Here is a 12,583-nt window from a genome sequence, read left to right on the forward strand (position 1 = left end):
CCGGCCCCGCGTCAGCCGGCGCTCCCGATCACCTCGTCGGGAACCTCCCGCAGGAAGATCTCAGCGGTCTTCGGGCCGACACCCTTGAGATCGAGCAGTGTCGTCTTCAACCCGGCTCTGGATGTCGCGTGCTTCACCAGCTCGCTCACCGAACCGTGTTCGCGTTTCACCGTGGCCATGACGTCGTGGAGTTCGTCCGTCATCACGTAGTCGATACGGGCGTAGTGTCCTTCGTCGAGGAGCGCCCGGAGCCCTTCCCTGTCGTAGTCCGCGAACCGGCCCGGACTGGTCAGGCCATGCCTGATCAGAACCTTCCACGTCTCAGCAGCGACGCTCTGTTGCACCGGGCGCCCGAACAGCAGACTCGCGAGGAACCAGCCGTAGAGCTGGTCCGCCTCCCCCGTCGAAGGGTCGAGCCCCAGGTCGTGGGCATCCATGTTGGCCACCGTCGTCTCCGTTCTGTTGCGACCGTCGGACGGCCGGGACGACCAGTCAACGCCCCCGGCTGCGGTCGTTCAACCGCTTGACCGGGCCTCCCCCCGTCGGCACCCTGTGCCGGTGAGCAGTGCCCTGAGCGAAATCCGCGCCGTGGAGTGCACCGGCTCCGTACGATCGGTGCTGCGGCGGGTGCTCGGCCCGGATCGATTCAGTACAGACCCTGAGGAAACGCGATGGAACTTCTCTTCGTACACGGCGCCCTGGTGAGGGACGGCCAGTGGTGGTGGCAGCGGACCTCCGACCTGCTCTTCGATCGCACGGGCATCCGGAGCCGCGCGCTCGCGCTGCCGTCCTGCGGCGAGACGACGCCGACCGAGGTCGCCGGCGGGCTGGTCGCCGATGCGGCGGCGCTCCGCTCGCAACTCGACGGCCTGACCGCTCTGGATGACGCGGCGGAGGTCATCGTCGTCGGGCACTCCTACGGCGGAACGGTCATCGCCGAGGCGGGTCGGCATCCCGCCGTCCGGCATCTGCTCTACGTGTCGTCGTACCTGCCCGATGCGGGCGAGTCGCAAGGCTCGATCATGGGCGGCGAGACGGATCCGGTCTCCATCGGCGACAACGGCGACGGCACCCTCTCGGTCGCGGGGTACGACGCCGCCTCGTTCGGGGCCCGCTTCCTGCAGGACGCCGACACCGACACCCATCGCGAGGCCTGGTCGCGGGTCGGAGCGCAGGCCGTCGACTCGTTCGTGACGCCGACCACCGCCGCCGGCTGGCAGGGCGTCGACTCGACCTACCTGGTCTGCACCGACGATCGCAGCACGTCTGTCGCGTTGCAGCGCCGGCACGCCGCCCGGGCCACCCGCTCGGTCGACGTGCCGACCGGGCACCACCCGTTCCTCACGCGGCCCGACCTCGTCGTCGCCGAGATCGAGGCACTGCTGCAGAACGGGTGAGCTGCTCGCCGCCCGGCTGCTCGGCTGGACGGTCACCGCTACCCTTGACCAAATGACTATCACCGCATCTGCCGACGGCTCCGCGCTCGGCAATCCAGGCCCCGCCGGCTGGGCCTGGTACATCGACGACAACACCTGGGGCGCCGGCGGCTGGCCGCACGGCACCAACAACATGGGCGAGCTGAAAGCCGTGCTCGAGCTGTTCCGCGCGACGGCGCACGTCGACGACGACCTGCACATCCTCTGCGACAGCCAGTACGTGATCAACACGATCACCAAGTGGATGCCCGGCTGGAAGCGCAAAGGCTGGCGCAAGGGCGACGGCAAACCGGTCATGAACCTCGACCTCATCAAGGAGATCGACGACGCCATCGTCGGCCGCCGCTACCGGTTCGAATGGGTGAAGGGCCACGTGGGCCACACGCTGAACGAGGCAGCGGATGCCCGGGCCCGCGGCGCCGCAGAGGCCTACTCGCGCGGCCGCGCTGCGGACACGGGGCCGGGGTATCCGGGGGCGGGTGCGGGTGCGGCGGGTTCGGGTTCGGCGGCAGCTTCGAGTGCGGCGCCGACTTCTGGTGCGGCGCCGGCAGCCCCGCCAGCTCCTGCACAGACCCTCTTCTGAGAACACCCTCCTCTGGAAACACCCTCCTCTGACCGGGGCGGGCCGGCCCTCCTTCCCTGAGGCGGCCGACTCCGCGGCTGCGGCCTCTTCTCCTCCACAGGTGGCGTGTTTCGCGACTTATCCACCAGTTCTGGTTTTCGGCTGCGGTCGTCGGTGGATCGTGGTTGGCTTGACCCATGACACGAGAATCCCTCACCATCGATCGGCCGGAAGCGGCGGCACCAACGCCCGCCGCCCGCGTGCCGGCCTCGCCGGTGGCGGGGCGGGTGGCGGCGGTGCTGGCGGTGGCGGCCACGGTGGCGTCCGTGGTTCCATCTGCGGTTCCGTCGAAGCGTCAACGTTTCGCGGTCGCGGTGTCCGCTGTCATCACGCAACACAAAGCCGTCGCTGCCGCCCACGCCCACCTCGCCGACCTCATCGAAGAGGCCCGCCAAGCGGGGACCGCGCTGCATACGGTCGATTCGTTCACCGGCGGCCCGCAATGGTCCTCCGAGATGGTCGTGGAACGGCAGATCATCACCGAACTCGCCGTCGCCCTCCACCTGTCAGAAAACGACACCCGACGCCTCCTGCACACCAGCGAAGGATTGGCCGGCCCGTTCACCGCCACCCGGGCAGCCCTCCACTCCGGTGCGATCTCGTACCGGCACGCCGAGAAGATCGTCAACCACAGCCACACGTTGCCTGTCGCCTCGTTCCCGGCGTACGAACACGCCCTGCTCCCGCACGCCCGGACAGTCACCGTGCAACGCCTCGACACACTCGCCCGCGCCGCCACCGAAACCGCGCAACCCACGACCGCCGTGCAACGCCACCTCGACGCCGCCAACCGGCGACGCCTGGACCTCGACCCCGCCACCGACGGCATGGCCTACCTCACCCTCTACATCCCCGCCGTCGAAGCCGTCGCGATCCACAACCGCGCCACCGACCTCGCCCGCTCCACCAAACAATCCGGCGACCCGAGATCCCTCACCCACCTCCGCGTCGACACCCTCACCGACCTCCTCCTCAACGCCGAACCCACCACCCCCGGCACCACCCCCGGCATCCGCGCCCGCATCCACGTCACCGTCCCCGCCCTCACCCTCCTCCACCACAACCCACCCACCGACACCCACACCAGCCCCCGGGCGAGCAGCACCACCAGCCCCAGCAGCACCAGCACCAGCACCAGCACCAAGGCCGGCAGTCGGGCCACCAGCACTGACCCCACCGGCATTGACCCCACCAGCACCGATACCCCCGGCGACCTGACCGGCGGGCACGGGTGGGCGAACCTCGAAGGCTACGGACCCATCGACCAGCTCACCGCCCTCCACCTCACCCGCAACGCACCCAGCTTCACCCGCGTGCTCACCGACCCCGCCACCGGCTGCGCCCTCGGCTACGGACGACAGAAATACAAACCCCCCGCTGACCTCGACGAACTCATCCGCCTCACCCACACCCACTGCACCTTCCCCCACTGCCCCGAACCTTCAGCGACCGCAGACCTCGACCACACCATCCCCTGGAACAACGAAGGCACCACAGAACTTCGCAACCTCAGCCCCCTCTGCAGCAGCCACCACAAAGTCAAACACCACACCGAATGGACAATCGAACAGACCCCCGACGGCACCATCACCTGGACCTCACCCGCCGGCCACCAATACACCGTCGACCCCACACCCCTCGCCCCACCCCAAGTCCGATTCGACAACGGACCCGACACACCCGCACCCTTCTGACGAGCCACCCGGACCCGCCCCACGCCAACGCCACCCGGCCGCGCCCACCGCCAACGCCACCCGGCCGCACCCACCGCCACCCGCCACCCTGCCGCGCCCACCGCCAGCGCCACCCGCCACCCTGCCGCACCCACCGCCAGCGCCACCCGCCACCCCTGCCGCGCCCACCGCCAGCGCCACCCTCCTACCCGCCACCGATACCCGGCCGCGCCCACAGCCGCGCCAGCCGGACTCACCCACCTGACGGCGCCGCACGGGGGCCAGCGACAGGGGGCGGCCGAAGGTAGCCTGACTCTCATGGGAGTGATGGGACGGCTCAGACGACTGTTCGGACGGCGTCCTCAGAGAGAGGAGCAGATCGAGTACTGCGCCACGATCATCCTGTACCAGGCGATCTCGAAGCTCGACACGCTCGCGGTGATGTCCCTCGCCCTCGACAGGCCGGTCGAAAACGCGAAACTCGGGCGTCCGATGATCCCGCTGGCGGAGGGGGCGTGGGTGGAGGTCGAGCTCCCGAAGCTCGGGGAGCCACCGCCCCTTGCGATCGACGTCTACAGCACAGTGAGCACCGACCAGGCTCGGCTGCAGGCCCTGACGCTCGTCGCGACACTCCGCCGCTCGACCGCGTGGGAGGTGCGGCCCGACTTCGGCCCCAGCGACGACTGACGCAGCCACCGGCGGGCACCCGCAAAGCCCCGGCGGGCACCGGTGACCGACACCAGTCGCCCGCAGCAACCGCCAGTCACCGGGCAAGCACCGGCATGCACGGCCAGTCACCAGCACGCACCGGCATGCACCGCCAGTCACCGGCACGCACCGGCAACCAGCGGCGCGCACCGCGCGCCACCCGCAGCCACCGCCGGCCACCGCCAGCCACCGCCGGCCAGTGCCCCGCAGTCCCTAGAAGGGCGCGACGCCGGCGCGGTCGATGAAGGTGCCGGTCGGGCCCTGACCGCCGCGGGTGGCGAGTTCGACGATCGCGTCGGTGCCCTCCGTGACCGTCTGGGTGCCGTTGTGGCCGTTGAGGTCCGTCGCCGTGTAGCCGGGGTCGGCCGCGTTGATGCGGAACGCCGGGAACGCCTTGGCGTACTGCACGGTCAGCATCGTCACCGCCGACTTCGAGGCGGTGTAGAGCGGGGCGATGACCGTCGACTCGACGCGGGAGGTGTCGTGCACGGCGTCGAAGGAGCCGAGGCCGCTGGTCACGTTGACGATGGTGGGGGCATCCGACGCGCTGAGGAGCGGTACGAAGGCGCGGGTGAGGCGCACGATACCGATGACGTTGGTCGCGAAGACCCGTTCGGCGTCGTCGGCGGTCTGCTCCAGGGCGGGAACGAACGGGCCGGGGATCCCGGCGTTGTTGATGAGCACGTCGAGTCCGCCCACCGCCGACACCGTGGCGACCGCGGCAGACACGGAGGCATCGCTCGTGACGTCGAGCTGCACGAACCGGGCGCCCAGGGCCTCGGCTGCCGCGCGGCCCCGCGATTCGTCGCGGGCGCCCATCCAGACGGTGTGCCCGGCCTCGATGAGTCGGCGGGCGGTTTCGTAGCCGAGGCCCTTGTTGGCCCCGGAGATCAGTGTTGTTGTGGGAGTGTTCTCTGTCATACGACAAGCCTGCACCGAGGATGCCCGGCTGTCGTGGCCCGGCCCAGCATGTGGACTCGCAGTACCACCCATCCGCGCCCGTCGGCAGCTGCGGGGGCGCAGACTGGAGGCATGCAGGATGATCCGCACGGCGACCTCGGCGCACTGCTCCGCTCTTGGCGCGACCGTCTCTCCCCCGTCGATGTCGGCCTGGCCCCCGCCACCGTCGGACTGGCCCCCGGGAGCTCCCGCCGCGCGGCCGGGCTCCGCCGTGAGGAGCTCGCCTCCCTCGCCGGGCTGAGCGTCGACTACGTCGTGCGGCTCGAACAGGGGCGGGCACGACGGCCCTCCGCCCAGGTCGCTGCGGCTCTCGCCCGCGCGCTGCAGTTGAGCGAGGCCGAGCGCGACCACCTCTTCACCGTCGCGGGGCTCCTCCCTCCCTCTCCCGGCGAGGTGCCCAGCCACGTGCCGCCGGGGGTGCAGCGGCTCGTGGCCCGCCTCGGCGAGGTGCCGCTGGCGGTCTTCACCGCCTCCTGGGATCTTCTCTCGTGGAGCCCGCTCTGGGCAGCTCTGCTCGGCGAGCCCGCCGCACCGCACGGCCGAGCCCCCGGAACCCGGCCGAACCTGATCCGCTCGCTCTTCACCGGCGAGCCCCTCCACGCAGGCGAGAACGGCATCGTCAGCCGCTCGGGCAGCATCGACCGTTTCGCGGCGTCGCTCGTCGCCGATCTCCGCCGGGTGCACGGCCGGTATCCGGATGATCGTGGGGTGAACGCCCTCGTCGCCGAGCTGCTGGCAGCCAGCGACGCCTTCCGGCAGCTCTGGGTGAGCGGGGCGGTGGGCGAGCACCAGTCCGAACGGAAGGTGATGCACAACCGGATCGTCGGCGACGTCGAGGTCGACTGCGACGTGTTCAGTGTGGCCGGCTCCGACGTGCGGATCGTCGCGTACACCGCTGCCACGGGGTCGGAGGCTGCCGCGAAGCTCGACTTCCTCCGGGTGTCGGCGGTGGCCGCCGTCCGTTAGTCGGAGCCGCGGTCGCCCCGGCGCACCAGCGCGTTCCGCACCACACGCATCACCCCGAGGAATCCGAAGAACCCCACGAACGCGCCGAGCAGGTCGAACAGGTCGAGATTTGGCGTGAGCAGCGGCCCTGTGCCCGCGACGATGAGCACGATCGCGACGACAATGGCGGCGATCGACACGAAGGCCCCCACGATCTCGCCGACGATCCCGTTGACGAACCCCCGGTCGGACGGGTCGGCGAAGTGCCGCACCTTCACGCCGAGCGTGCCCGATTCGAGCTGTGTGAGGAGCGCGTCGGCGCGCCGCGGCAGCGTGCGGAGTATCGCCGCCGAGTTCGAAGCCTCGGCCTGGGCGGACGCGGCGAGGCGCTTCAGACTGAACATCCGGCGAAGCAGGGTCGGCACCCGGTCTAGCGCGCTGCCCATCATGTCGAAGTCCGGCACCAGCACGTGCAGGCAACCCTCGAGCGTGGCGAAACTGCGGAACGCCGATGCGAGGGTCGCCGGCAGCGCGATGTGGTGCTGTCGGATCACGTCGAGCATCAACGTGAAGATCGACCCGCCGGCACCCCCATTGCGGTGCCGCACCGTCGTCAGCATGATGCCGATGTCGTGGCGGAACGAGTCGATGTCCTCCTCGGGAGGAACATCGACGATGAGCAGCAGGGCGTCGGTTGCCGCGATGTCGTCTTCGTTCGAAGCAGCGAGCAGAAGGGTGGTGAGACGCTCGCGCTGGCTGCGCTCGATGATGCCGATGGCACCGAAGTCGATCAGGCCGAGCGATCCGTTGTCCCGCAGGATGACATTGCCCGGGTGCAGGTCGGCGTGGAACACCCCGTACACGAGGATCTGCTCGAGCACGGTGTTCATCAGCCCGTTCGCGAGGGCGTTCCGCTGGTCATCCGTCAGCAGGGCGAGGCGATCGGATGCCCGGCTGAGCGGTGTGCCGTCGACGAGGTCCATTGTGATCATGCGCTTGCTGCTCGCGTCGGGGTAGACCGTCGGAACGCTGAGCAACGCAGCCCCTGCACCGTCGGCCTCGGCGATCCGCCGGAGCGTCGAACGGATCATCTCCGTGTTGTTGTACTCGATCGTGTAGTCGAGCTCGTCGAGCAGAGTCGTGGTGAACCCGCGGGCAACCGACTCGGCGCGAAGGTCCCGGCCCTGGTGGGTCTGCTGTTCGGCACGGCGGGCGAGGCGCAGGATGATGTCGACATCCGCCTCGACCTGCGCGCGGGCCGTGGGGCGCTGCACCTTGACGACGACCTTCGATCCATCGAGGAGCGTCGCCGTGTGCACCTGCGCCACGGAGGCGGCCGCCAGGGGGAGCTCGTCGATGTGCTCGAAGACCTCCTCGATCGGGCGGCCGAGTTCGCTCTCGATGGCCGTGCGGATCTCCGGCCACGGCAGCGTCGTGGCGCTTGACTGCAGCGACGCGAGTGCACTGAGGTAGGGCTCAGGGATGAGGTCCCGCCGCGTCGAGAGAACCTGTCCGATCTTGACGAAGGTCACGCCCGAGGCGTTGATGGTGGAGATGACGGCGTTCGCGCGCTGCTGGGCCGTCGTGAGGTCGGATGACCGGCGAGCCCGCCCCGAGAAGATGAACCCCGCGCCGTGCCGCGACGCGATCTCGAGAATCTGCAGGTAGCGCCGGGTACGCCGCCGCTGGGCGAGGGCGCCGCGCACGACGTCGATCGGATTGGCCATCGGGCGCGTCGGCACCAGCGCTTCGAGGGCGACCAGAACGGCCACGCCGAGAGCGAAGATCCACGCGACGCTCAGCACGATGACGATGATGCCGACCGTGTTCGAGGTCTGGAAGCCGTGGCCGTCGCTCGACACCGTTCCGGTGCGCTCGCCCACCCAGAAGGCGAACGGGAGGGCAGAGACGAAGACGAGGATGCCCACGACGATGCTCCGCGGCCAGCCGACGGGCCCGCCGAGCACACGCCTCGACACGAGCCCGACGAGCACCGCCGAGACGATGCCGACGATGACGATGACGACGTCGGCGAGCACGCTCAATCCCCCGCCCCGAGACCGGCCCAGAAACCGAGGTGCGGGCGACGGGCCTCTTCGAGGAGGGCCGGGCCCGCGACATCCACCGCCCGGTTGCCGCGCGCGAAGACGTCGCGGCACGGGAGCATGAGCACGGGAGCATCGCCCGTCGAACCGGTGATGTCGTAGAGGCCGACCTCGTCGAGGGCGAAGACCACGCGGCCGATGCCCGCCCAGAAGATCGCGCCCGAACACATCGGGCACGGTTCGCAGCTGGTGTAGAGCGTGAAGTCGGCGAGCGCGGCGGCCGGGAAGGCCGCCGACGCCTGCCGTACGAGGTTCGTCTCGGCGTGGGCCGTGACATCCGACTCGCTGATGACCGTGTTCTCGGCCGTCAGAACAACCTCGCCCGCCGCGTCGGTGAGCAACGCGCCGAACGGGTGGTTGCCGTGCCGGACGGCCGACTCGGAGACCGAGATCGCCTGCCGCAGCAGCGCGAGGTCGACATCGGTGATCGACGGGTCTGGCTGGGACGGCTCGGGTAGCGAGGTCATGCCGCCAGACTAGCGAGTGCCGGCCGGTGGGGGGGAGAGGCTAGGCGCGACGGGCCTTCACGCGGGTGTAGATGAACAGGACGATGATGGCGCCGATGATCGAACCGATGATGCCTGCGGGCTGGAAGAAACTGTCCTGAGCGTCGTGGTTGAAAATCAGGTAACCGAGGAACCCGCCGACGAACGAACCGATGATACCGAGCACGATCGTCATGAGGATCGACATGTTCTGCTTGCCGGGGATGATCAGGCGGGCGAGGGCACCGGCGATGAGACCGATGACGATGAGGCTGATGATGAGACCGAGCATTGTGTTCTTCCTTTACTGTGAACGCGCGCCTGCTGTGGTGCGCAGCCCCCAGCCTAGAAGTTCGACGATTTCGTCGTTGGGACTGGTGATCGTTCCGAAACTCTGCTTAGGGCCGGGCGAACGTCAGTGCTCCTCGTTTGCTTCCAGGGCGTTCGTGATGAACGTGTGCGCATGCTTCGCGAGGGCCGGGCCGTCATTCCAGAGGTTCCGCCAGATGGAGAGGTCTGTGGAGAGCGTCTCGGAGACGACGGCGCTCGAGAACGATTCGAAGGTGATGCCGCCGGTGTAGCCGATGTCGGCCAGCGAGTGGAAGAACGTGGTGAAGTCGAGGTGCCCGCTGCCGAGGTAACCGCGGTGGTTCTCGCCGATGTGCACGTAGCCGAGGCGGTCGCCGACGAGCGCGAAGGGGCGCACGAAGTCGTCCTCCTCGATGTTCATGTGGTAGCTGTCGAGGTGCACGGTGACGTTGTCCTCGCCGATGTCGTCGGCCAGCGCGAGTGCCTGCTCGGCGGTGTTCACCACATTCGTCTCGTACCGGTTGCAGACCTCGAGCCCGAGGGTCATCCCCTTGCCCTGGGCGTCTTTCGCGGCATCCTTCAGCACGGTGACGGCGTTCGCGCGGCCGGCGGCGGTCAGCGCGCGGCCGTAGTTGCCGAAGGCGCTGTATAGCGCGCCGGTCAGGAGGGTGCCGCCGAGCTCGTGCACGGCCTGCACGCTCGTGCGGAGGAGTTCGGCGCCGCGCGCGACGACCGCGACATCCTCGCTCGAGATGTCGGCGTCGAAGGTGAGTCCTCGGGAGCAGACGACCCCGAGGCCCGCCGCCTCGAGCGCGGCCTTCGCGTGTGCGGTGTCGATGGCCTGGGCATCCTGCAGGGACAGTTCGAGCACGTCGTACCCGGCCAGCTTCGTCTGCTCGATGGCGTAGTCGACGTCGGCGGGCGTGGTGCCGCCCGAGAAGACGAGGGCGTGGACTCCGAGTTTGTTGACGGGCATAGTCATCCTTGATCTGCTGTCGGGGTTTGGTCTGCTGCAGGGGCGCTGGGGCCTGCTGGCGTCAACACTATCGGCTGCGTGGCCCCCCTACAGGGTGTAGTCATCGCGGGGGATGCTGCCTACAGTCGAGGGTACGGATTGACACGGTGTGCAGGGGGGCCGACCATGAAGACCAGGCAGTGCGACGTCGAAGCGTGCGCGAGGAAACCCGTCGACCAGGTGATCGTCGCGTTGCGCAACACTGTCGGGCTCGCGAGCGTGTGCGCCGCCCACGGGGAAGCGATCCGCGCCGGAAACCTGCAGGCGCGGGCCTTCCCGTCGGGCCGGCGGTCCCTGTCGCTGGAGCTGGTGCCGCGGCGATAGGGGCTGGGGGCGCCGGGGGCTGGGGGCGTTCTCACGGTTCGGCTCGGTACCCTGCGAGTCATGCCCACGATCCTTCGCGTCGCATCCGCATCCGCATCCGCACCCGCATCCGCCTCTGCAGACCCTGCCGTCGGTGAGGCGGGTGGCCTGATCGGCCTGGCCCTCACCCTGATGAACGGGATCGGGGAATGGGGGGTCGGCCTGTTCACGCTGCTCGAGACGGTGTTCCCGCCGATACCGAGCGAGATCGTGCTGCCGCTCGCCGGGTACCTCGCGCAACTCGGTCGGATGAACATCGTGCTCGTCGTCGTGCTCAGCACCCTGGGCGCCTACGTCGGCGCCCTGCTGCTCTACGCGCTCGGGGCCTGGCTCGGGCTCGAACGCTCGATCCGCATGCTCGCGAAGCTGCCCCTGGTCGACCGCGAAGACTTCCAGAAGGCGGCCGACTGGTTCCGGAGGCACGGCCGCTCGGCGGTGTTCTTCGGGCGGCTGGTGCCGGGCATCCGGAGCCTGATCTCGCTGCCCGCCGGGGCCGAACGGATGCCGCTCGTCACGTTCAGCGTCTTCACCCTGGCCGGCAGCCTGCTCTGGAACGGCCTGCTGATCAGCCTCGGAGCGGCGCTCGGCACGCAGTACGAGCTCATCGACCAGTACTCGGAGATCCTGAACTACGCGGTGTACGCGGCGCTGGCGGGCGTCGTGGTGTGGCTGGTCGTGCGGCGGGTGCTGCGGGGCCGGCGGGCGGCCCGGGCACACCGGGCGGATGCCGTAGCGTTGGATCATGACCGACACTGACAGCCAGGCGGCCGCCCAGGCCACCGTGCGGGAAGCCCTCGCCCTTGCACCCGTGATCGACGGCCACAACGACTGGGCCTACGAATGCCGACTGCACCGCGGGTACTCGGTCGACGGTCTCGAAGCGGGGCTCGCCAGCGACACCGACATCGCCCGGCTCCGCGCAGGCGGCGTCGGGGCGCAGTTCTGGTCGGTGTACGTGGAGGACTCGCTGGGCGTCGACGAGGCGGGCACCGGATCCCTCGCCGGCAGCGCCGCCGCGGTACAGGCGACACTCGAGCAGATCGACTGGGTCTACCGGCTCATCGCGCGCTACCCCGACGACTTCGCCCTGGCCCGCACGGCCGACGAGGTGGAGGCTGCACGAGCATCCGGTCGCATCGCCTCGCTGCTCGGCGCCGAGGGGGCCCACAGCCTGAATGACTCCCCCGCCGTGCTGCGGATGCTCGCGCGGCTCGGCGTGCGGTACCTGACGCTCACGCACGTGCACAACACGAGCTGGGCCGACTCGGGCACCGACGAGCCTCTCCACAATGGTCTGTCGCCGCGGGGTGTCGAGTACATCCGGGAGATGAACCGGCTCGGCGTGCTCGTCGACCTCTCCCACGTGTCACCGGCCACCATGCACCAGGCGCTCGACGCGACATCCGCTCCCGTCATCTTCAGCCACAGCTCCTGCCAGGCCCTCTCGCCGCACCCGCGGAACGTGCCCGACGACGTGCTCACGCGGCTCGCGGCGAACGGCGGCGTGCTCATGGTGACGTTCGTGCCGCAGTTTCTGAGCGCGGCGTACTCCGACTGGTTCGACGGGCCCCGCACCGGTCCGGCGCCATCGGTCACGGTCTCGGATGTCGCGGACCATGTCGAGCACGCCCGTTCGGTCGCGGGCGCGGCGCACATCGGCCTCGGCGGCGACTTCGACGGCACCGACGAGTTCCCGGCGGGGCTCGAGGGCGTCGACGGGTACCCCGCGCTGCTCGAGGAGCTCGCGCGCCGCGGCTGGAGCGCGGCGGACCTCGCCGCGCTGGCCGGCGGCAACGTGCTGCGGGTGTTGCGGGAAACCGACGCCGCGTACCTCAGCGGCGGGGCGGGCACGCCCGCCCTCGAGCTGTAGCGCGCCCCCGCCCCCCGCCCCGCTCCCCCCCGCGCCCCCGCCCGCCGCTTCGGCCCCACCACAGTACAAACGGACGTCGTTCCGCCCGAACG

Annotated in this window: 14 protein-coding genes; 8 read left to right on the top strand and 6 right to left on the bottom strand. The window is 69.8% G+C overall.

Translation table 11 applies throughout. The features are described from left to right. Window positions 1–11: 11 nt before the first annotated feature. On the bottom strand, window positions 12–437 hold the full coding sequence (locus tag FB464_RS09950; RefSeq protein WP_116414003.1) for an HhH-GDP family DNA glycosylase: 426 nt from the start codon (window positions 435–437) through the stop codon (window positions 12–14). 234 nt (window positions 438–671) lie between these two features. Here FB464_RS09950 and FB464_RS09955 point away from each other — a divergent pair, with 234 nt between their 5' ends. The 4 genes from FB464_RS09955 (at window position 672) to FB464_RS09970 (ending at window position 4,418) form a co-directional block, all read left to right on the top strand. After that, complete coding sequence (locus FB464_RS09955; RefSeq protein WP_116414002.1) at window positions 672–1,397, top strand: alpha/beta hydrolase; 726 nt, start codon at window positions 672–674, stop codon at window positions 1,395–1,397. Between the two features lie 52 nt (window positions 1,398–1,449). Continuing rightward, on the top strand, window positions 1,450–2,019 hold the full coding sequence (locus FB464_RS09960; protein ID WP_116414001.1) for an RNase H family protein: 570 nt from the start codon (window positions 1,450–1,452) through the stop codon (window positions 2,017–2,019). A 176-nt stretch (window positions 2,020–2,195) separates the two neighbouring features. Beyond that, window positions 2,196–3,752 (top strand): HNH endonuclease signature motif containing protein, encoded by a 1,557-nt coding sequence (locus tag FB464_RS09965; protein ID WP_116414000.1) that lies wholly within the window; start codon window positions 2,196–2,198, stop codon window positions 3,750–3,752. Window positions 3,753–4,049: 297 nt separating this feature from the next. Beyond that, the gene (locus tag FB464_RS09970; RefSeq protein WP_142206660.1) at window positions 4,050–4,418 is read left to right on the top strand and encodes a hypothetical protein; all 369 of its coding nucleotides are present in this window, start codon (window positions 4,050–4,052) and stop codon (window positions 4,416–4,418) included. A gap of 234 nt (window positions 4,419–4,652) precedes the next feature. Here FB464_RS09970 and FB464_RS09975 read toward each other — a convergent pair whose 3' ends face one another. After that, window positions 4,653–5,360 (bottom strand): SDR family NAD(P)-dependent oxidoreductase, encoded by a 708-nt coding sequence (locus FB464_RS09975; RefSeq protein ID WP_116413997.1) that lies wholly within the window; start codon window positions 5,358–5,360, stop codon window positions 4,653–4,655. 111 nt (window positions 5,361–5,471) lie between these two features. On the opposite strand from FB464_RS09975, the gene FB464_RS09980 reads away from it, so the two are divergent. Then, window positions 5,472–6,365, top strand: coding sequence for a helix-turn-helix transcriptional regulator (locus FB464_RS09980; protein WP_116413996.1), 894 nt, complete (start codon window positions 5,472–5,474; stop codon window positions 6,363–6,365). On the opposite strand, the gene FB464_RS09985 is transcribed toward FB464_RS09980, so the two are convergent. The 4 genes from FB464_RS09985 to FB464_RS10000 all read right to left on the bottom strand — a co-directional run bounded on the left by FB464_RS09985 (window position 6,362) and on the right by FB464_RS10000 (window position 10,219). Further along, window positions 6,362–8,383 carry an ABC1 kinase family protein gene (locus FB464_RS09985; RefSeq protein ID WP_116413995.1) on the bottom strand — a complete coding sequence of 674 codons (2,022 nt, stop codon included), beginning with the start codon at window positions 8,381–8,383 and terminating at the stop codon, window positions 6,362–6,364. The genes FB464_RS09980 and FB464_RS09985 overlap by 4 nt on opposite strands. A 2-nt stretch (window positions 8,384–8,385) precedes the next feature. Continuing rightward, entirely contained in the window at window positions 8,386–8,916 is a 531-nt protein-coding gene (locus FB464_RS09990; protein ID WP_116413994.1) for a nucleoside deaminase, read from the bottom strand. Between the two features lie 40 nt (window positions 8,917–8,956). Further along, complete coding sequence (locus FB464_RS09995; RefSeq protein ID WP_116413993.1) at window positions 8,957–9,226, bottom strand: GlsB/YeaQ/YmgE family stress response membrane protein; 270 nt, start codon at window positions 9,224–9,226, stop codon at window positions 8,957–8,959. 123 nt (window positions 9,227–9,349) lie between these two features. Then, entirely contained in the window at window positions 9,350–10,219 is an 870-nt protein-coding gene (locus tag FB464_RS10000) for a sugar phosphate isomerase/epimerase family protein (protein WP_116413992.1), read from the bottom strand. Window positions 10,220–10,384: 165 nt separating this feature from the next. Here FB464_RS10000 and FB464_RS10005 point away from each other — a divergent pair, with 165 nt between their 5' ends. From FB464_RS10005 to FB464_RS10015, 3 genes are read left to right on the top strand one after another with little or no spacing between them, the layout of a single operon-like run. Beyond that, window positions 10,385–10,582 (top strand): hypothetical protein, encoded by a 198-nt coding sequence (locus FB464_RS10005; RefSeq protein ID WP_116413991.1) that lies wholly within the window; start codon window positions 10,385–10,387, stop codon window positions 10,580–10,582. Window positions 10,583–10,642: 60 nt separating this feature from the next. Next, entirely contained in the window at window positions 10,643–11,377 is a 735-nt protein-coding gene (locus tag FB464_RS10010) for a DedA family protein (RefSeq protein ID WP_116413990.1), read from the top strand. Next, the gene (locus FB464_RS10015) at window positions 11,364–12,491 is read left to right on the top strand and encodes a dipeptidase (RefSeq protein ID WP_116413989.1); all 1,128 of its coding nucleotides are present in this window, start codon (window positions 11,364–11,366) and stop codon (window positions 12,489–12,491) included. The genes FB464_RS10010 and FB464_RS10015 overlap by 14 nt, the downstream gene beginning before the upstream one ends. Window positions 12,492–12,583 lie beyond the last annotated feature (92 nt).

The organism is Subtercola boreus (assembly GCF_006716115.1).
GTDB lineage: Bacteria > Actinomycetota > Actinomycetes > Actinomycetales > Microbacteriaceae > Subtercola > Subtercola boreus.

Coding starts and splice junctions, on each gene's coding strand:
- FB464_RS09950 (WP_116414003.1), bottom strand. CDS start 437: ATGGATGCCCACGACCTGGGGCTCGACCCTTCGACGGGGGAGGCGGAC.
- FB464_RS09955 (WP_116414002.1), top strand. CDS start 672: ATGGAACTTCTCTTCGTACACGGCGCCCTGGTGAGGGACGGCCAGTGG.
- FB464_RS09960 (WP_116414001.1), top strand. CDS start 1,450: ATGACTATCACCGCATCTGCCGACGGCTCCGCGCTCGGCAATCCAGGC.
- FB464_RS09965 (WP_116414000.1), top strand. CDS start 2,196: ATGACACGAGAATCCCTCACCATCGATCGGCCGGAAGCGGCGGCACCA.
- FB464_RS09970 (WP_142206660.1), top strand. CDS start 4,050: ATGGGAGTGATGGGACGGCTCAGACGACTGTTCGGACGGCGTCCTCAG.
- FB464_RS09975 (WP_116413997.1), bottom strand. CDS start 5,360: ATGACAGAGAACACTCCCACAACAACACTGATCTCCGGGGCCAACAAG.
- FB464_RS09980 (WP_116413996.1), top strand. CDS start 5,472: ATGCAGGATGATCCGCACGGCGACCTCGGCGCACTGCTCCGCTCTTGG.
- FB464_RS09990 (WP_116413994.1), bottom strand. CDS start 8,916: ATGACCTCGCTACCCGAGCCGTCCCAGCCAGACCCGTCGATCACCGAT.
- FB464_RS09995 (WP_116413993.1), bottom strand. CDS start 9,226: ATGCTCGGTCTCATCATCAGCCTCATCGTCATCGGTCTCATCGCCGGT.
- FB464_RS10000 (WP_116413992.1), bottom strand. CDS start 10,219: ATGCCCGTCAACAAACTCGGAGTCCACGCCCTCGTCTTCTCGGGCGGC.
- FB464_RS10005 (WP_116413991.1), top strand. CDS start 10,385: ATGAAGACCAGGCAGTGCGACGTCGAAGCGTGCGCGAGGAAACCCGTC.
- FB464_RS10010 (WP_116413990.1), top strand. CDS start 10,643: ATGCCCACGATCCTTCGCGTCGCATCCGCATCCGCATCCGCACCCGCA.
- FB464_RS10015 (WP_116413989.1), top strand. CDS start 11,364: ATGACCGACACTGACAGCCAGGCGGCCGCCCAGGCCACCGTGCGGGAA.